Origin of the sequence: Micromonospora cabrerizensis (assembly GCF_022230955.1) — a bacterium.
In the GTDB taxonomy this organism is placed as follows: domain Bacteria; phylum Actinomycetota; class Actinomycetes; order Mycobacteriales; family Micromonosporaceae; genus Micromonospora; species Micromonospora cabrerizensis.
In genome coordinates this window covers 28,517-46,506 of sequence record NZ_JAKKFI010000003.1, presented here as the reverse complement: position 1 = coordinate 46,506, position 17,990 = coordinate 28,517, and the positions used below count along the sequence as shown (strand labels likewise).

Sequence of the window (17,990 nt, the reverse complement as noted above, 5' to 3'; positions counted from 1 at the left end):
TCCATCGGGTGGCCCTTTCTGCGTGTCCGGGTGAGGGTGAGCGACCGCCGAATGGGAGCCGCGGCGAGCGTCAGTCGCGGGTCTGCATTCCGTTGCGGAGGTTACGCAGCAGACCGCCGGCGTCGCCGACCGAGCGTCCCGGGAACATCGCCATCACCACGCTGCCATGGTCGGCCCAGCCGCACACCGCGAAGTCGCCGCCCTCGCCGCTGGTGCTGCCGCACTTCATCACGCCGCCCAGGTCACCGGCGGGCACCTCGCGCAGGCCGCTCACCGCACCGGTCTCGTCCGACATGAGGCGGAAGAGACTGTCCAGGTCCCGTTCCGGCTGCCACAGCAGTGTGGTGCCCCCGAAGATGAGCACCGAGCGCTTGTCGTCGGCCGGGTCCCGATAGACGGTGCCGAAGCTGCGGTCCAACTCGATGTCCGCCGCCAGGCCGCTGCGCAGATAGTCGGCGGTGCTCTTCGCCCGTTCGCTGTCGTCCCGGGTCAGACCCGCCACCTGATCGGGCGAGGTCAGTTGGGTGTCCTTCTGCTGTGCGATCCGCCACCCACCGACGCCCAACACTCCGGCGCCGGCGAGACCGACCACCAGCGCGACCGTCCACGCGATCTTGCGCCGCCGGGACCAGCCGGCCGACCGCTCGTCGGGGTCGCCACCGGAGTCGCGGGTGCTCAGCTGGATCGGCTCTTCGGTCAGCTCGACCGGCTCGTGGCCGCCGTCGAGCGAACGCTCGGTGAGATGTGCGTCGGACATAGCCGACACCGTACGCGAACCACAGGTGGCGCACGTCAGGTCCGACGAAGCCCTCCGTAGACTTGTCAGGTGACCGAGAGACTGGATGCCCACCGCCCCGCCGCCCCGACCCTTGCCGGCCAGTACCAGCCCGGCGAGGTAGAGCAGCGACGGTACGAGCAGTGGGTAGCCGACGGGCACTTCCGGGCGTCCGCCGACAGCGACAAGCCCCCCTTCACGATCGTCATCCCGCCGCCGAACGTCACCGGCTCCCTGCACATGGGCCACGCGTTCGAGCACACGCTGATGGACGCGCTGACCCGGCGTAAGCGGATGCAGGGCTTCGAGGCGTTGTGGCTGCCCGGCATGGACCATGCCGGCATCGCCACCCAGAACCTGGTGGAGCGCCAGCTCGCCGCCGAGGGCCTGTCCCGGCACGATCTCGGCCGGGAGAAGTTCGTCGAGCGGGTCTGGCAGTGGAAGGCCGAGTCCGGTGGGGCGATCCTCGGGCAGATGCGGCGCCTCGGCGACTCCGTCGACTGGGACCGTGAGCGCTTCACCATGGACGAGGGGTTGACCCGCGCCGTCCAGACGATCTTCAAGAAGCTCTTCGACGAGGGGCTCATCTACCGGGCCAACCGGATCATCAACTGGTGCCCGCGCTGCCTCACCGCGCTCTCCGACATCGAGGTCGAGCACACCGACGACGACGGTGAGCTGATCTCCATCCGGTACAGCGACGAGGTCGTGGTGGCCACCACCCGCGCCGAGACGATGCTGGGCGACACCGCCGTGGCGGTGCACCCGGACGACGAGCGCTACCAGCACCTGATCGGCACCGAGGTCGAGCTGCCGCTCACCGGTCGCCGCATCCCGATCGTCGCCGACGCGCACGTCGACCCGTCGTTCGGCACCGGCATGGTCAAGGTGACCCCGGCACACGACCCCAACGACTTCGAGATCGGCCAGCGTCACGACCTGCCCGCGGTCACCGTGATGGACGAGCGTGGGGTCATCACCGTGCCCGGCCCGTTCGAGGGGCTCGACCGGTTCGAGGCGCGGCCCGCGATCGTGGCCGCGCTGCGCGAGCAGGGCCGGATCGTGGCCGAGAAGCGGCCGTACGTGCACGCGGTCGGGCACTGCTCGCGGTGTAAGACGACCGTCGAGCCGCGGCTGTCGTTGCAGTGGTTCGTCAACACCGCCCCGCTGGCCCAGGCCGCCGGTGACGCGGTGCGCGACGGGCGCGTCCGGATCGAGCCCGCCGAGCTGGCCAAGCGCTACTTCGCCTGGGTCGACAACATGCACGACTGGTGCATCTCCCGCCAGCTCTGGTGGGGGCACCGGATCCCGGTCTGGTACGGCCCGCAGGGCGAGATCGTCTGCGTCGGCCCGGACGAGCAGCCGCCGACCGGCGACGGCTGGCGGCAGGACGAGGACGTCCTGGACACCTGGTTCTCCAGCGCGCTCTGGCCGTTCTCCACCCTCGGCTGGCCGGAGCAGACCCCGGACCTGGCCAAGTTCTACCCGACCAGCGTCCTGGTCACCGGCTACGACATCCTCTTCTTCTGGGTCGCCCGGATGATGATGTTCGGCCTGTACGCGATGGACGGCCAGCAGCCGTTCGACGTGGTGGCCCTGCACGGCATGGTCCGCGACGAGCACGGCAAGAAGATGTCCAAGTCGTTCGGCAACGTCGTCGACCCGCTGGACTGGATCGACCGGTTCGGTGCCGACGCCACCCGGTTCACGCTGGCTCGTGGCGCCAACCCCGGGCAGGACGTCCCGGTCAGCGAGGAGTGGTGCCAGGGCTCGCGCAACTTCTGCAACAAGCTCTGGAACGCCACCCGCTTCGCCCTGATGAACGGTGCGCACACCACGGGCGACCTGCCGCCCGCCGAGCAGCTCTCCACCGTCGACCGGTGGATCCTGTCCCGGTTGGCGCACGTCACCGCCGAGGTCGACGAGCAGTTCGAGGCGTACGAGTTCGCCAAGGTGTGCGACCTGCTCTACCACTTCGCCTGGGACGACGTCTGCGACTGGTACGTCGAGCTGAGCAAGCCGGTGCTCGGTGAGGGCGGTGAGCGGGCCGAGGCGACCCGCCGGGTCCTCGGGCACGTGCTGGACCAGCTGCTGCGGCTGCTGCACCCGGTCATCCCGTTCGTCACCGAGGAGCTGTGGCTCGCGCTGACCGGCGGCGAGACGGTGCAGACCGCCGCCTGGCCGGTGGCCGACCGTGCGCTGATCGACGACGCCGCCGAGGCCGAGCTGATCAGTGTGCAGCGGGTGGTGACCGAGATCCGCCGGTTCCGTTCCGACCAGGGGCTGCGCCCGACGCAGCGGGTCGCCGCCCGGCTGGACGGGCTGACCGGGGCGGGCATCGCCGCCCACGAGCCGCTGATCCGTTCGCTGGTCCGGCTGGACCCGGCCGGGGACGACTTCCAGGCCAGCGCCACGCTGGCCATGCCCGGCGCGGTCGGTGTCGCGTTGGACACCCGGGGGTCGATCGACGTGGCCGCCGAGCGGGCCCGGCTGACGAAGGACCGCGCCGCCGCCGAGAAGGAGGTCGCGCAGGCCCGGGCGAAGCTCGACAACCCTGCCTTCATCGGCAAGGCCCCCGAGCCGGTGGTCGCGAAGATCCGCGACCGGCTCGCCACCGCCGAGGCCGACCTGGTCCGGATCGACGCTGCTCTGGAGACACTTTCCTCGTGACCGACCGTACCGAATTCGCCGCCGTCGAGGCCGAGCTGAACGCCCGTGGCTTCACCCGCATGGTCTTCGAGCTGGACCGGATCGAGTCGCTGCTCGACCTGCTCGGCAGCCCGCAGCGGGCGTACCCGGCGATCCACCTGACCGGCACCAACGGCAAGACCTCCACCGCGCGGATGATCGATTCGCTGTTGCGGGCGCACGGGCTGCACACCGGCCGGTACACCAGCCCGCACCTGGAGACCGTCCGGGAGCGGATCAGCCTGGACGGGGAGCCGGTCAGCGAGGAACGGTTCACGTCGGTGTACCGGGAGATCAAGCCACTGGCCGAGCTGATCGACGCGCGGTCCGACGAGCCGCTGACGTACTTCGACATGACCACCGCGCTGGCGTTCGCCACGTTCGCCGACGCGCCGGTCGACATCGCGGTGGTCGAGGTGGGTCTCGGCGGTGCCGAGGACGCCACCAACGTCATCCAGGCGGGGGTCTGCGTGATCACCCCGATCGGTCTGGACCACACCGAGTGGCTCGGTGACACCCTCCAGGACATCGCGCTGGCCAAGGCCGGCATCATCCACCCGGGCGCCACCGTGATCGCGGCGGCGCAGGACGAGGAGGCAGCCGGCCCGCTCCTCGACCGGTGCGCCGAGGTCGGCGCCACCATCGCGCGGGAGGGCGGCGAGTTCGGCGTACTGCGCCGGGCCGTCGCCGTCGGCGGCCAGGTGCTCAGCCTCCAGGGCCTGGGCGGCGTCTACGACGACGTGTTCATCCCGCTGCACGGCGCCCACCAGGCGCAGAACGCCGCTGTGGCGCTCGCCGCCGTGGAGGCCTTCCTGGGTGCCGGCGGTCGCCGGCAGCTCGACGTCGAGACGGTCCGGGAGGGCTTCTCCTCGACCAGCTCTCCGGGGCGGCTGGAGCGGGTGCGCAACGCCCCGACCATCCTGCTGGACGGCGCGCACAACCCGCACGGCATGGCCGCCACCGTCACCGCGCTCCAGGAGGAGTTCGCGTTCAGCAAGCTGGTGGGGGTCGTCGGCGTCCTCGCCGACAAGGACGCGGAAGGGCTGCTGGAGCTGTTGGAGCCGGTGCTCGACCAGTTGGTGGTCACCCGCAACAGCTCGCCACGGGCGATGCCCACGGACGACCTCGCCGCTCTGGCCGCCGAGATCTTCGGCGAGGAGCGGGTGTCGACGGCCGACGAGATGCCGGACGCGATCGAGCTGGCGGTGGCAATGGCCGAGGAGGACGTCCCGGGTGAGCTCAGCGGGGTCGGGGTGCTGGTCACCGGTTCGGTGGTGACGGTCGCCGACGCCCGCCGGCTGCTGAAGCGATGACCGGCCCGGAGCGGGACCCGCACACCACCGACGACCCGACCGACCGGGCCGTGGCCGGCTCGCCGGCTGATCAGGCTGTGCCTGGCCCGCCGGCTGATCAGGCTGTGCCTGGCTCGCCGGCTGATCAGGCTGTGCCAGGCCCTCCGGCTGAGCAGGCCGCAGCCGGCTCGCCGGCCGACGGACCCGTGGGGGAGCCCGTCGTCGGGCAGCCGCGGCGGTCCGGGTTGCGCAACCCGGAGGCGGCGGTACGCGGCCTGGGTGCGGGCACCCTCGGGTTGGAGGCGCTGGTGCTGTTGCTGGCGATCCAGCCGATCCGGGTGGTCGGCGGTGACCTGAGCGGCGCCGCCATCGGTGTCGTGGTGGCACTGGCGGTGGCGGCAATCGTGCTGGCCGGCATGATGCGCCGTCCGTGGGCGTGGAATGCCGGCACCGTGCTCCAGGGCCTGCTGATGCTGGGCGGCCTGCTGCACTGGTCGCTGCTCGGGCTGGGCATCATCTTCGCCCTGGTCTGGGCGTACGCGCTGCACGTCCGCCGGGTCATCCTCGGCTGACGGCCGACCCGTCGGCCGTCAGCCCGAGGCGAACGGGCCGGGTCAGGCGTCGGCGCGTTCACGCCACTGGGTGAGGGCGATGCCGTGCCCGTCCGGGTCACGGAACGCCGCCGCCCACACCTCCAGCTTCGTGCCCCGGTTGACCACCCGGGGTGCGTACGTGAAGCGGACGCCCGACCCGCGGAGCCGCTCGTACGCCGCCTCGATGTCGTTCACCTCGAGGTTGACGTGCACCAGTCGGCGGCTGATCGGTGCCGCCCCGGTCACCTCGCGCAGGACGAGCCGGGTCGTGCCGGAGGCGAGGATGGCGTTGTGGGCGCCCTGGTCGACCTCGGTGAAGCCGAGCACGTCGCGGTAGAAGCCGAGTGAGCGGGACAGGTCGGTCACCAGCAGGGTGAGACCCACCCCGCTGATCGGCGCGGTCGGATCGGCGGTCGCGCCCGAGGCGAACCCGAAGATCGCCTGGTCCAGTTCCTCGTCGGTGACCGACTCGCGTACCGCCGCGGCGGGGGAGGGGTCGTCCAGCGGGAGGTCGAGGGGGTCCAGTGGGTCGGTCGCGCCCGGCCCGGACCGCTGGGCGGGCGGCGGGTCGGCGCGCTGGGCGGGCGGCGGGTCTGCGCGCTGGGCGGGCGGCGGATCGAAGGGGTTCCCGGCGGACGGGGTCGCCCGGTCGGCCTCCGGCCGGTCGTACCGGTCGGCGTCGGGCTCGTCGAAGCGCTCCTCAGCGGGCGTGCGTGGTGCCGGAGTGGCCCGCCGGGGCAGCCCACCACCGGCCTGCTGCTCGACGAGGACGCCTTCCAACACCACCGGGCCACCCGGGCTCTGGTGCATCACCACGGGCTCGCGCTCCTCGGGCGCGACACCCGGGTCGTCGCGCAGCGGATCGTCGCGCAGGGGGTCGGTACGCAGGTGATCGGCGCGTACCGGGTCGGGACCGTGCGGGTCGCGGAACGGGTCACCGTGCGGGTCGCGGAAGGGGTCACCGTGCGTGTCGCGGAAGTCGTCCCGGAAGTCGTCGTCCGGCCCACGGTCCGCCCACGGTGGGGCGTCCTGCTGGATCAACACCTCGTCCACCGCGTCGACCTCGGCGAACTCCGGCGGGAGGTCGGCGACGGCGGCGGCGGTCTCGGCGTGGGTCGGCACCTCGTCCCAGAGGACCTTGACGTGCCGCTGGTCGTCCAGCGCGACCCGGATCGGCAGGGTCTGACCCAGCGACGGCCACTTCGAGACCGGCACCCGTGGTTCGATGATCTTCTTGGATCGCGGTGGCAGACCAGGCGCGTCGATCACCAGCTGGAGTTCGCAGCGGCCGAACGCGTACTGGGTGGGTGGTTCGGAGGCGCTGTGCACGTGCCCGACGCCGACCACCCAGGTGCGCCCGCCGCCGCGCACGGTCGCCAGCGCGATGGCCAGCACCAGCAGAGCGACCCCGAGAGCCACGATGGCCCAGCTGGTCATGCCCAGCCCGAAGAGGACGACGAACGTGGCCACGGTGCCCAGCACCGTGCCGATCAGTTTGCGTACCGGCGCGATGGGCCGGCTTCCGCCATTCGCCACAGTGGACCTCCCGGGGGTCAGGGCCAGGCTAGGCCGGATCGGCCACCGGGGGAAAGACCGGCCGCCGCGCCGGCGCCGGGACCGGGTCGCTAGGCTGACCGTACCGATCTCGAGCGTCCAACGCGTACAGGAGGAACCCAGCGTGTCCAGCAACAGCCCGGATGAGCGCAGCCTCGTTCTGATCAAGCCCGACGCGGTCCGCCGCGGCCTGGTCGGCGAGCTTCTCTCCCGCTTCGAGCGCAAGGGGCTGCGGATCGACGCGATGGCGCACCGGACGATGGACGCGACGCTCGCCGACGAGCACTACGCCGAGCACGTCGACAAGGCGTTCTACCCGCCGCTGAAGGACTTCATGACCGGCGGCCCGCTGGTCGCCCTGGTGCTCTCCGGCGACCAGGTCATCGACGTGGTCCGCGGTCTGGTCGGCGCCACCGACGGGCGCAAGGCCGCTGCCGGCACCATCCGGGGCGACCTGTCGCTGTCCAACCGGGAGAACCTGGTGCACGCCTCCGACTCGACGGACAGCGCCAAGCGCGAGATCGCGCTCTGGTTCCCCGAGCTGGGCTGACCAGGCCCGAGCTGGGCTGACCAGGCCCGAGCTGGGCTGACCTCGCCCGTCGACGCGGGGCTGGCGGGCGGCGGGTTCAGTCGACCGTCGGCACCTTCGCCGGGTTACCCACCACGTAGACGCCGGTGATCCGGCCGTCGGCCGCCGTGACGGTCATCGTGTAGCGACTGCCGTCCGAACGGACCAGCAGGGCGCCGGGTTCGCCGTTCAACTCCAGCCGACGCAGCGTCCAGCTCCGGCTTCCCGGGCCGTAGATCCCGGCGAAGAAGCGGGCGATCCGGTCCGCCCCGGTGACCGGGTTGCGGGCGGCCCGCGCCCGGCCACCGCCGTCGTTCCACGCCGTGGCGTCCCTGGCGACCAGGCCGGTCAGCGTCGCCAGGTCACCGTCGCGGGCGGCGGCGAGGAACGCGTCGAGCAGCCGTTCCCGCTCCGAGCGGGTGGCGGTGAACCGTCGCTGCTCCTGGCGTACCCGGGAGGCCGCCCGGTGGTGCAGCTGCCGACAGTCCTCGGGAGTCCGGTCCAGGATCTCGGCGATCTCGGCGTACGGCAGGTCGAACGCGGTGTGCAGGACGTACACCGCCCGCTCCGGCGGGGTGAGCCGCTCCAGCACGTGCAGCAGGGCGGTGGACAGCGAGTCGCGCAGTTCCGCGCGGTCCAACGGCCCGAACGGTGAGGGCTCGGTGGGCACCGGCTCGGGCAGCCACGGCCCGACGTACGTCTCACGGGTCGCCTGCCGGGCCCGCAGCCGGTCCAGGGCCAGCCGGGTGACGACCCGGGACAGGTAGCGGCGCGGCTCCGCCACCGACGAGCGGTCCACGCCCAGCCAGCGCAGGTACGCCTCTTGGAGCACGTCCTCGGCGTCGTGCCGGCTGCCGAGCAGGCGGTACGCCAGCCCGAGCAGCATCGGCCGGTGCGCCTGGAGCGCACCGGCCGCCTGCGCCGCCTCGGTTGTCACACCTGCGCCGGGGGCTCCGTGCGCGTGGTGATCGCCAGTCGGTTCCACACGTTGATTGTGGCAATCGCGAGGACCAGGTCGGCAAGCTCCTTCTCCGACCACACCTTGGCGGCGGCGTCCCAGACGTCGTCCGGTACGCCGTGGTCGCCGAGGCGGGTCACCGCGTCGGTGAGCGCCAGCGCGGCCCGTTCCCGCTCGTCGAAGAAGGGCGCCTCACGCCAGGCGGCCACCGCGAAGAGCCGACGGCTCGACTCGCCGGCACCGAGCGCGTCCCGGCTGTGCATGTCCACGCAGTAGGAGCAGCCGTTGAGCATCGACGCCCGCAGCTTCACCAGCTCCAGGACGGTGCTGTCGACGTTCGTCTGGACGTACTTCTCCAGGCCCAGCACGGCCCGGTATCCCTGTGGCATGACCTCGGCGGTGTTCATCCGTTGCATGACTGACTACCTCCCTGATCGGTTCCGACAGCGAGACGACGGACCGGGCGGGGGCTGCCGTGACAGCCTGCGGTGTGACCTCGCTCATGCCCGCCGGAGCGGTTCGGGGAGGGTCAGCCGCGCACTGCCGGGGCGGTGTCTGCCAGTACCGCACGCGGGCGGGGAACCTGGACGTCCTCGGCGGCGGGCGGGGTGGGCGTCGTGCCGTCGCCAACGCTCGGCCCGCGCCGGGTCACGCGGGCGGCCAGCCGGCGGCCCGTCTCGATCATGGGTAGTTCGACCCAGCGGTAGAGCACGTCGGCGGCGATCAGCGCCACCACCACCGCGCCCAGGAAGACACCGGTGCTGCGCCGCCCCAGCGCCGGCAGCAGCCCGATCGTCGCCCGCGCCGCGATGGACTGGATCAGATACATCGAGTACGACCGCTCGCCGACGAAGACCAGCGGCCGCAGCCCCAGCCCACGGGCGAGCACGCTGCGGGAGAGCAGAGCCGGCAGCAGCACCGCGGCAGCGGCGGCGTAGGTGCCGATCAGCGCCTCCTGCCCGAACCGGACCGGCCAGTACTGCACGGCCCACTGGAACGCCACGAAGAGCACGATCACCGCGGTGGCCGTCACCGGGTGGGTCAGCGGTCGGAACACGGCGAAGCCCCGGGGGTGGTGCACGACCACCGCGACCAGGCAACCGAACAGGATGGCGACGTAGTGGATCGGCCAGCTCAGCCAGGCGATGTCCGGCGGGATCATCGCGATCAGGAGCACGATCAGACCGGCGGTGACCGCCAGCCGACGGCGGAAGACGGCGGTCACCAGCACGAACGCGATGGCCGGCCAGAACAGGTAGAACTTCTGCTCGATGCCGATCGTCCAGGAGTGCAGGTAGGGGGCGTTCGACGGCATGAAGTCGTTGAGCAGGAGCAGGTAGTACGCCATCAGGCGCTCGACCGCGTCGGCGGTGCCGTTGAGCTTGGCCAGCGCCCAGGTCAGGAAGAGCACCAGCAGGTAGACCGGCATGATCCGGAAGAACCGCCGCAGGTAGAACGCCCGCAGCGAGACCTTTCCGTACCGGTGCTCCTCGCGCAGCAGCAAGGTCGTGATCAGGAAGCCGGAGAGCACGAAGAACAGGTGTACGCCGATCCACCCGGTCAACCACTTCCACGACGGCCCGCCGTAGTGGAAGGCGAAGACCATGATCGCGGCCACCGCCCGCAGCCCGTCCAGGGCGGGGAACCGACGCATGGCCTGGAACTCGTCGTACCGAAGCGAACGCACCGGCGAAGTTTGCGTGAGCGCCCCACCAGGGTCAAGCGGCGACCGTCCCTGGTCATCTCCGCCCGACAGGCCAGGTTGATCATGAAGTTGTTGTCCCGACACGCCGCCGCGGCGCGCAACAACTTCATGATCGACGGGGGAGAGGGCGCGCGTGTTTACTCGGCGGCGGGGTGGTGGCCGGGTCTTGTATCGTTGAGCACCGTAAGGCGATGACCCGGCCATCACCGGTGAGCCTCCGGAAGAACGGCCGGGCAACCGGCCCAGTAGAACCGGACGGGTGCGGCCCGTCACAGCCGGCAATGAGCGGGCGGTCGATCCTGACCGCCAAGCGGGGTGGTACCGCGGACCACCCGGGAGCGCCGTTCGAGGCGTACCCCGGAAGGTTCGTCCTCGCAGACCCACGTTGAGTGAGCTGCATGAGGAGAGCGACCCCCGATGGCCTATCCGTTGCACGACCCGACCGCCGCCGGTGTCCCGGCGAGCCCGGACCTGCCCGCGGTCGAGCGCCGGGTCCTGGAGCACTGGACGGCCGACAAGACCTTCGAGGCCAGCGTCGAGGCCCGCCCGGCCGGCGACGACGGCAAGAACGAGTACGTCTTCTACGACGGCCCGCCGTTCGCCAACGGCCTGCCGCACTACGGCCACCTGTTCACCGGGTACGTCAAGGACGTGGTGCCGCGCTACCAGACCATGCGCGGCCGGCACGTCGAGCGGCGCTTCGGCTGGGACTGCCACGGCCTGCCCGCCGAGGTGGTGGCCGAGAAGCAGCTCGGCATCACCAGCAAGGCGGAGATCATCGACCTGGGCGTGGCCCGGTTCAACGACGCCTGCCGCGCCTCGGTGCTGGAGTTCACCCAGGACTGGGAGCGCTACATCAACCGGCAGGCCCGCTGGGTCGACTTCGCCAACGACTACAAGACCCTCGACCTGGACTACATGGAAAGCGTCATGTGGGCCTTCAAGACCCTGCACGACAAGGGTCTGATCTATGAGGGCTTCCGGGTGCTGGCGTACTGCTGGCGCTGCGAGACGCCGCTGTCGAACACCGAGACCCGGATGGACGACGTCTACCGGGACCGGCACGACCCGACGCTGTCGGTGTGGTTCGGGCTGACCGCCGACGAGTCCGCCCCGGAGCTGGTGCGCGGGCCGGTCAAGCTGGGCGTCTGGACCACCACGCCGTGGACCCTGCCGTCGAACCTGGCGCTCGCCGTCGGCCCGGACATCGAGTACGCGGTGCTCGAACGCGACGGCGAGCGGTACGTCGTCGGCGCGGCGCGGCTGGCCGCGTACGCCAAGGAGCTGGACGGTTTCGAGCAGATCGGCACCGTGTACGGCCGTGACCTGGCCGGACGCCGCTACACGCCGCTGTTCGACTTCCTCGTCGAGCAGGCCGGGGAGAACGCCTACCAGGTGCTCGGCGCGGAGTTCGTCACCACCGAGGACGGCACCGGGATCGTGCACCTCGCCCCGGCGTTCGGTGAGGACGACCAGAACGTCTGCAACGCCGCGGGCATCCCGACCATCGTCACGGTGGACGACCACACCCGGTTCACCGCGCTGGTCCCGCCGTACCAGGGTGAGCAGGTCTTCGACGTCAACAAGCCGGTGATCCGGGAGCTGAAGGAGCGGGGGGTGGTGCTCAAGCAGGACACCTACACCCACTCGTACCCGCACTGCTGGCGCTGCGACACCCCGCTGGTCTACAAGGCCGTGTCCTCGTGGTTCGTCGCGGTGACCACGTTCCGGGACCGGATGGTCGAGCTGAACCAGGAGATCAACTGGACGCCCGGGCACATCAAGGACGGCTCGTTCGGCAAGTGGCTGGCCAACGCCCGGGACTGGTCGATCAGCCGGAACCGTTTCTGGGGCTCGCCGATCCCGGCGTGGAAGTCCGACGATCCGAACTACCCGCGCCTGGACGTCTACGGCTCGCTCGCCGACATCGAGCGGGACTTCGGCGTACGCCTCACCGACCTGCACCGGCCGGCGGTGGACGACCTGGTCCGCCCCAACCCGGACGACCCGACCGGTCAGTCGATGATGCGCCGGGTGCCGGAGGTGCTGGACTGCTGGTTCGAGTCCGGGTCGATGCCGTTCGCCCAGGTGCACTACCCGTTCGAGAACGCGGACTGGTTCGAGCACCACTACCCGGGTGACTTCATCGTCGAGTACATCGGGCAGACCCGCGGCTGGTTCTACACGATGCACGTGCTGGCCACCGCGCTGTTCGACCGGCCGGCGTTCCGCAACTGCCTGAGCCACGGCATCCTGCTCGGCTCCGACGGGCGCAAGATGTCCAAGAGCCTGCGCAACTACCCGGACGTCTACCACGTCTTCGACGCGTACGGCTCGGACGCGATGCGGTGGATGCTGATGTCCTCGCCGGTGCTGCGCGGCGGCGACATGGCGGTCACCGAGGCCGGCATCCGCGACGCCGTCCGGCAGGTGCTGTTGCCGCTGTGGAACGTCTGGTACTTCTTCACGCTCTACGCCAACGCCGACGGGCACCAGGCGCGTCGACGCACCGACTCGACGCACCTGCTCGACCGGTACGTGCTGGCGAAGACGAACGAGCTGGTGACCACGGTCGGCGCGCAGATGGACGCGTACGACATCTCCGGCGCGTGCGCCACCGTCCGCTCCTACCTGGACGCGCTGACCAACTGGTACGTGCGTCGCTCCCGGGACCGGTTCTGGTCCGGTGACGTCAACGCCTTCGACACGCTCTGGACGGTGCTGGAGACGCTCTGCCGGGTGGTGGCGCCGCTCGCGCCGTTGACCGCGGAGGAGATCTGGCGTGGCCTGACCGGGGAGCGGTCGGTGCACCTGACCGACTGGCCGGAGGCGACCGAGTTCCCGGCCGACCACGATCTGGTCGCCGCGATGGACGCCACCCGGGCGGTCGCCTCGGCGGCGCTGTCGCTGCGCAAGGCCAAGGGTCTGCGGGTGCGGCTGCCGCTGTCCAAGCTGACCGTGGCCTCGCCGGCGGCGGAGCAGTTGCGCCCGTTCGCCGACCTCGTCACCGACGAGGTCAACGTGAAGGCCGTGGAGTTCAGCGCGGAGTTGTCCGCGTACTGCGAGCAGGTGTTGACCGTGGTGCCCCGGGCGCTCGGCCCGCGGGTGGGCAAGCAGGTGCAGCAGGTCATCAAGGCGGTCAAGGCGGGCGACTGGGAGCTGGTCGACGGCGCCCCGGTGGCTGCCGGCGTCACCCTCGCCGAGGGTGAGTACGAGCTGCGCCTGGTCGCCGCCGACGCCGAGCACTCGGCGCCACTGCCGGGCGGTGAGGGTGTGGTGGTGCTGGACACCGAGGTCACCCCGGAGCTGGCCGCCGAGGGGCTGGCCCGCGACGTGGTGCGGGTGGTGCAGCAGGCCCGCCGGGACGCCGACCTGGACGTGTCGGACCGGATCGTGGTGTCGGTGTCGGCGTCCGACGAGGTGCGGGCGGCCGTGGCGGCGTACGTCGACTTCGTCTCCCGGGAGGTGCTGGCCGACTCGGTGGACTTCGCCGAGGGCCTCGACGGCTTCGCCGGCGAGGTCGGCGGCGACGGCGAGCGGGTGACGGTCACCGTCCGCCGGGTGTAGGCACGGTACGGACGCCTCCACACCTCCGTCGGCGGAGTGTGGAGGCGTCCGCTACCGTGACACCGCCTGTTCGCACCTCATCTGCCGGAGGACCAGTGCCCCTGCTCTACACCATCGGCAAGCTCACCGTGGCGCCCACGCTGCGGTTGGCGTTCCGCCCGACCGTGGAGGGGCTGGAACACGTGCCGGAGACCGGCGGCGCGGTCTTCGCCGGCAACCACCTCTCGGTGGCCGACGAGCTGTTCCTCGGCACGGTCGTGCCCCGCCACCTGGCGTTCTGGGCCAAGTCGGAGTATTTCAAGGGCACCGGTGTGAAGGGCGCGATCTCGAAGTTCGTGCTCACCGGCCTGGGTGCCATCCCGGTCGAGCGGGCCGGCGGTCGGGCCGCGCTGTCCGCGTTCGACGCGGCGATCCCGGCGCTCAAGGGCGGCGACCTCGTGGTGGTCTACCCGGAGGGCACCCGCTCGCCGGACGGCAAGCTCTATCGAGGGCGGACCGGGGCGGCCCGGCTGGCGATCTCCGCCGGTGTGCCGATCATCCCGGTCGGCATGATCGGCACGGACAAGGCGCAGCCGATCGGCGCCCGGGTGCCGCGTCCCGGCACCGCCAAGATCACTGTCCGGTTCGGCAAGCCGCTGGACTTCAGCGGCCGACCGGACGACCGCACCTCGCTGCGGCAGATGACCGACGAGCTGATGAGCGAGATCCAGAAGCTCACCGGCCAGGAGTACGTGCCCCGCTACGCCCCGCCGCGCGCCCACCCCGACCCCACCGGCGAAGCCTGACCCACCCCACCCCACCCCGCACCTGCCCCACCCGCCACCCGGTTGATCAAGAAGTTTGCGTCAATTGCGGCGCTGGTTCTGACCGAAACCTCTTGATCAACCCGGGTGGGGGGTTCCTCAGGCCTTGGGTTGGACGATCTGGGCGCGCAGCGTGTTCAACAGGGTGGCGCTGTCGTCGACGGAGAGCCGGGTGAACACTCCGGTGGCGATGCTGCCGTGGTCGACCGAGGTGCAGACCACCACGTCACTGCCGTCCGCCTGGCCGACAGCGCAGCGCTCGTGCCGGCCCCGTATGCCGGTGTCGACGGTCTCGGCGGCCTTCAGCGCGTAGCGGTCGGTGAGCCGGCTGATCTCGGCCTCCGCGTCCGACTCCGGGCTCAGCCGGAAGCCCGTGCCGCCGAAGACGGTCACCCGCTTGCCGCTGGTCGTGGAGTAGACGCCAGCGAACGTGTCCTCGGCCAGCCAGTGCTCCTGGCGTACCTCGTTCTCCAACTGCTTGGCCGTCTCCGCGCTGCGGCTGTCCTGGCGCAGGCTGAGGTCCTCGATCTGGACGGGCAGTGCCGCGCTGGCCGGGTACTGGGCCGAGATCGGGAACCCGTAGTAGGCGGGGCACCCGCAGCAGCAGGCCAGGGTGAGCAGCAGCAGCCACGGCCAGCGGCGGCGTCGGCGGACCGGCACCGGAACGTACCCCTTGGGGGCCTGCCAGTTCGGCGGCGCCGGTGGTGTCGGGCTGGACCGGCGGCCGCGGCGCTGCTTCGGCGGTCGTGCCGGCGTCGGGGGAGGCGCGGGCGGCGACATCGGCCGACTCGGCATCGTGGGCCTGGCGGCCTGCGGTGGCACCGGGGCGGCCGGCGGCGGCATCGGGGGAGGCCCGACCGGGGCTGCGGGCGGAGCGGACCACTGCCGGGTCGCCGGCGTCGTCGGGTAGGGCGCGGTCGGCGTCGTCGGGGGCAGCGGGGGCAGCTCGGCGGACGGCAGGTCCCAGCCGCCGGTGTCCACGCCGGCCCACGGGTCGACCGGGGTCTGGTGCTCCGGCGGCCCGACGGGCACGGCCTGCGGCGGCGTCGGCTCGGCCGACTCGCCCCAGGCCGGTCGGCGCGGCGACGGAGGCGGCACCGGGGCCGAGCCGCTCCACCTGGGCGCGGGGACGTCCGCGGTGGCGGTCGACTCGGGCTGGCCCGACGGTTGGTCCGCAGCTGTGGGCTGCGCCGAGGGGTCAGGCTGGTCCGATGGTACGGGTGGGGAGGTCGGCTCGTCGGCGGCCGCCGGATCCCGGTCCGGCTCCGCGCCCGGGGTCTTCCCGTCGGCCGGTCCTGCTCCCGACTGGGGCTCGGGCATCGCGGCAATCTCCTCTCGCGCCGGTCCGAGGTTAGTACCGCGTCGCCACCGTCGGACGGGCGCGTACCCTTGGCCATCATGAGTGCCCCGTCCACGACGCCGCCCGCGGCCGCGACCAATTCGGTCTGGCCCCAGCTTGAGTCGCTGCTGCCCCAGGTCTCCAAGCCCATCCAGTACGTCGGGGGCGAGCTGGGTGCGGTGACCAAGGACTGGGATGCCGCAGCCGTTCGCTGGGCGTTGATGTATCCCGACGCGTACGAGGTGGGCCTGCCCAACCAGGGCGTGCAGATCCTCTACGAGGTGCTGAACGAGCTGCCCGACACCCTCGCCGAGCGGACGTACGCGGTCTGGCCGGACCTGGAGAGCCTGATGCGCACGCACGGCGTGCCGCAGTTCACCGTCGACGCGCACCGCGCGGTGCGCGGCTTCGACGTGTTCGGCATCTCCTTCTCCACCGAGCTGGGCTACACCAACATGCTCACCGCGATCGACCTGGCCGGCATCCCGATGCTGGCCGCCGACCGCACCGACGCCGATCCGGTGATCGTGGCCGGCGGGCACGCCGCGTTCAACCCGGAGCCGATCGCCGACTTCATCGACGCCGCGGTGCTCGGTGACGGCGAGGAGGCGGTCCTGGAAATCACCGCGATCGTCCGGGAGTGGAAGGCCGAGGGCTCCCCGGGTGGCCGCGACGAGCTGCTGCTGCGGCTGGCCCGCACCGAGAGCGTCTACGTGCCGCGCTTCTACGACGTCGACTACCTCCCGGACGGGCGCATCCAGCGGGTCGTGCCGAACCGGCCGGACGTGCCGTTCCGGGTGCACAAGCGCACGACGATGGACCTGGACGCCTGGCCGTACCCGAAGAAGCCCCTCGTGCCGCTGGCCGAGACGGTGCACGAGCGGTACGCGGTGGAGATCTTCCGGGGCTGCACCCGGGGCTGCCGGTTCTGCCAGGCCGGGATGATCACCCGGCCGGTGCGGGAGCGGTCGATCACCACTGTCGCGCAGATGGTCCACGACGGCCTGGAGTTCTCCGGCTTCTCCGAGGTCGGCCTGCTGTCGCTCTCGTCGGCCGACCACTCCGAGATCGGCGACATGTGCTCGGGCCTCGCCCAGCAGTACGAGGGCACGAACGTGTCGCTGTCGCTGCCCTCGACCCGGGTGGACGCCTTCAACATCGACCTCGCGCAGGAGCTGTCCCGCAACGGGCGGCGGACCGGCCTGACCTTCGCCCCGGAGGGCGGGTCGGAACGGATCCGCAAGGTCATCAACAAGATGGTGACGAAGGAAGACCTGATCCGCACCGTCGTCACCGCGTACACCAACGGCTGGCGGCAGGTGAAGCTCTACTTCATGTGCGGCCTGCCCACCGAGACCGACGAGGACGTCCTCGAGATCGCCGAAATGGCGCACGAGGTGATCAGGGCCGGCCGGGCCGCGACCGGCTCCAAGGACATCCGCTGCACGGTCTCCATCGGCGGGTTCGTGCCGAAGCCGCACACCCCGTTCCAGTGGGCCGCGATGGACCGTCCGGAGGTCATCGACCACCGGCTCAAGATCCTCAAGCAGGCCATCAACTCGGACCGCTCGCTGGGCCGCGCCATCGGCTACCGCTACCACGACGGCGAGCCGTCGCTGATCGAGGGGCTGCTCTCCCGGGGTGACCGCCGGGTCGGCTCGGTGATCCGCAGGGTCTGGGAGAACGGCGGCCGGTTCGACGGGTGGAGCGAGCACTTCTCGTACCAGCGCTGGGTGGACGCGGCAGCCGAGACGCTGCCCGCGTTCGGGGTGGACCTCGACTGGTACACCACCCGGCAGCGCGAGGAGCTGGAGGTCCTGCCCTGGGACCACCTGGACTCCGGCCTGGACAAGGACTGGCTCTGGCAGGACTGGCAGGACTCGTTCAGCGAGTTCGAGCAGGACGACTGCCGCTGGACGCCCTGCTTCGACTGCGGTGTCTGCCCGTCGATGGACACCGAGATCCAGATCGGTCCCACCGGCAAGAAGCTGCTGCCGCTCACCCCGCTGGGCGGCAAGGGTATGAAGGTGCCGGCCTCCGGCCACTCACACTGACGCGCCTGCGGGGCAGCGCCGGGCGGCGGTGACCCACTACTCTCCACATCCGACATCACCCGACGGGTCCGCGCCTTGCGGACCCGTCGGCGTT

General features: G+C 71.3%; 13 protein-coding genes. 7 read left to right on the top strand and 6 right to left on the bottom strand.

Annotated features, from left to right (window positions below):
• Positions 1–70 precede the first annotated feature (70 nt).
• Positions 71–757 (bottom strand): hypothetical protein, encoded by a 687-nt coding sequence (locus tag LADH09A_RS00790; protein ID WP_238642777.1) that lies wholly within the window; start codon positions 755–757, stop codon positions 71–73.
• Positions 758–826: 69 nt separating this feature from the next.
• Here LADH09A_RS00790 and LADH09A_RS00785 point away from each other — a divergent pair, with 69 nt between their 5' ends.
• From LADH09A_RS00785 to LADH09A_RS00775, 3 genes are all read left to right on the top strand, one after another.
• Positions 827–3,445: a valine--tRNA ligase gene (locus LADH09A_RS00785; RefSeq protein WP_238642775.1), complete on the top strand. Its 2,619-nt coding sequence runs from the start codon at positions 827–829 to the stop codon at positions 3,443–3,445.
• Complete coding sequence (locus tag LADH09A_RS00780) at positions 3,442–4,776, top strand: bifunctional folylpolyglutamate synthase/dihydrofolate synthase (protein WP_238642772.1); 1,335 nt, start codon at positions 3,442–3,444, stop codon at positions 4,774–4,776. The genes LADH09A_RS00785 and LADH09A_RS00780 overlap by 4 nt, the downstream gene beginning before the upstream one ends.
• A gap of 131 nt (positions 4,777–4,907) precedes the next feature.
• Entirely contained in the window at positions 4,908–5,327 is a 420-nt protein-coding gene (locus LADH09A_RS00775) for a DUF4233 domain-containing protein (protein ID WP_372492198.1), read from the top strand.
• Between the two features lie 42 nt (positions 5,328–5,369).
• On the opposite strand, the gene LADH09A_RS00770 is transcribed toward LADH09A_RS00775, so the two are convergent.
• Positions 5,370–6,884, bottom strand: coding sequence for a VOC family protein (locus tag LADH09A_RS00770; RefSeq protein WP_238642769.1), 1,515 nt, complete (start codon positions 6,882–6,884; stop codon positions 5,370–5,372).
• Positions 6,885–7,026: 142 nt separating this feature from the next.
• Between LADH09A_RS00770 and ndk the strand changes: the two genes are divergently transcribed.
• Positions 7,027–7,452: a nucleoside-diphosphate kinase gene (ndk, locus tag LADH09A_RS00765; RefSeq protein ID WP_238642760.1), complete on the top strand. Its 426-nt coding sequence runs from the start codon at positions 7,027–7,029 to the stop codon at positions 7,450–7,452.
• A 76-nt stretch (positions 7,453–7,528) separates the two neighbouring features.
• On the opposite strand, the gene sigJ is transcribed toward ndk, so the two are convergent.
• From sigJ to LADH09A_RS00750, 3 genes are all read right to left on the bottom strand, one after another.
• Entirely contained in the window at positions 7,529–8,407 is an 879-nt protein-coding gene (sigJ, locus tag LADH09A_RS00760) for an RNA polymerase sigma factor SigJ (RefSeq protein WP_238642758.1), read from the bottom strand.
• Positions 8,404–8,844, bottom strand: a complete 441-nt coding sequence (locus LADH09A_RS00755; RefSeq protein WP_099856627.1) for a carboxymuconolactone decarboxylase family protein — start codon at positions 8,842–8,844, stop codon at positions 8,404–8,406. The genes sigJ and LADH09A_RS00755 overlap by 4 nt, the downstream gene beginning before the upstream one ends.
• 113 nt (positions 8,845–8,957) lie before the next feature.
• Positions 8,958–10,115, bottom strand: coding sequence for an acyltransferase family protein (locus LADH09A_RS00750; protein ID WP_238642757.1), 1,158 nt, complete (start codon positions 10,113–10,115; stop codon positions 8,958–8,960).
• 435 nt (positions 10,116–10,550) lie between these two features.
• On the opposite strand from LADH09A_RS00750, the gene ileS reads away from it, so the two are divergent.
• Both ileS and LADH09A_RS00740 read left to right on the top strand, forming a co-directional pair.
• Entirely contained in the window at positions 10,551–13,700 is a 3,150-nt protein-coding gene (gene ileS / locus LADH09A_RS00745; RefSeq protein WP_238642755.1) for an isoleucine--tRNA ligase, read from the top strand.
• Positions 13,701–13,795: 95 nt separating this feature from the next.
• Positions 13,796–14,485, top strand: a complete 690-nt coding sequence (locus LADH09A_RS00740) for a lysophospholipid acyltransferase family protein (protein ID WP_238642753.1) — start codon at positions 13,796–13,798, stop codon at positions 14,483–14,485.
• A 117-nt stretch (positions 14,486–14,602) separates the two neighbouring features.
• Here the strand turns inward: LADH09A_RS00740 and LADH09A_RS00735 are convergent, their stop codons facing one another.
• On the bottom strand, positions 14,603–15,823 hold the full coding sequence (locus LADH09A_RS00735) for a hypothetical protein (RefSeq protein ID WP_238642782.1): 1,221 nt from the start codon (positions 15,821–15,823) through the stop codon (positions 14,603–14,605).
• 78 nt (positions 15,824–15,901) lie between these two features.
• Here LADH09A_RS00735 and LADH09A_RS00730 point away from each other — a divergent pair, with 78 nt between their 5' ends.
• On the top strand, positions 15,902–17,896 hold the full coding sequence (locus LADH09A_RS00730) for a TIGR03960 family B12-binding radical SAM protein (protein ID WP_238642751.1): 1,995 nt from the start codon (positions 15,902–15,904) through the stop codon (positions 17,894–17,896).
• Positions 17,897–17,990 lie beyond the last annotated feature (94 nt).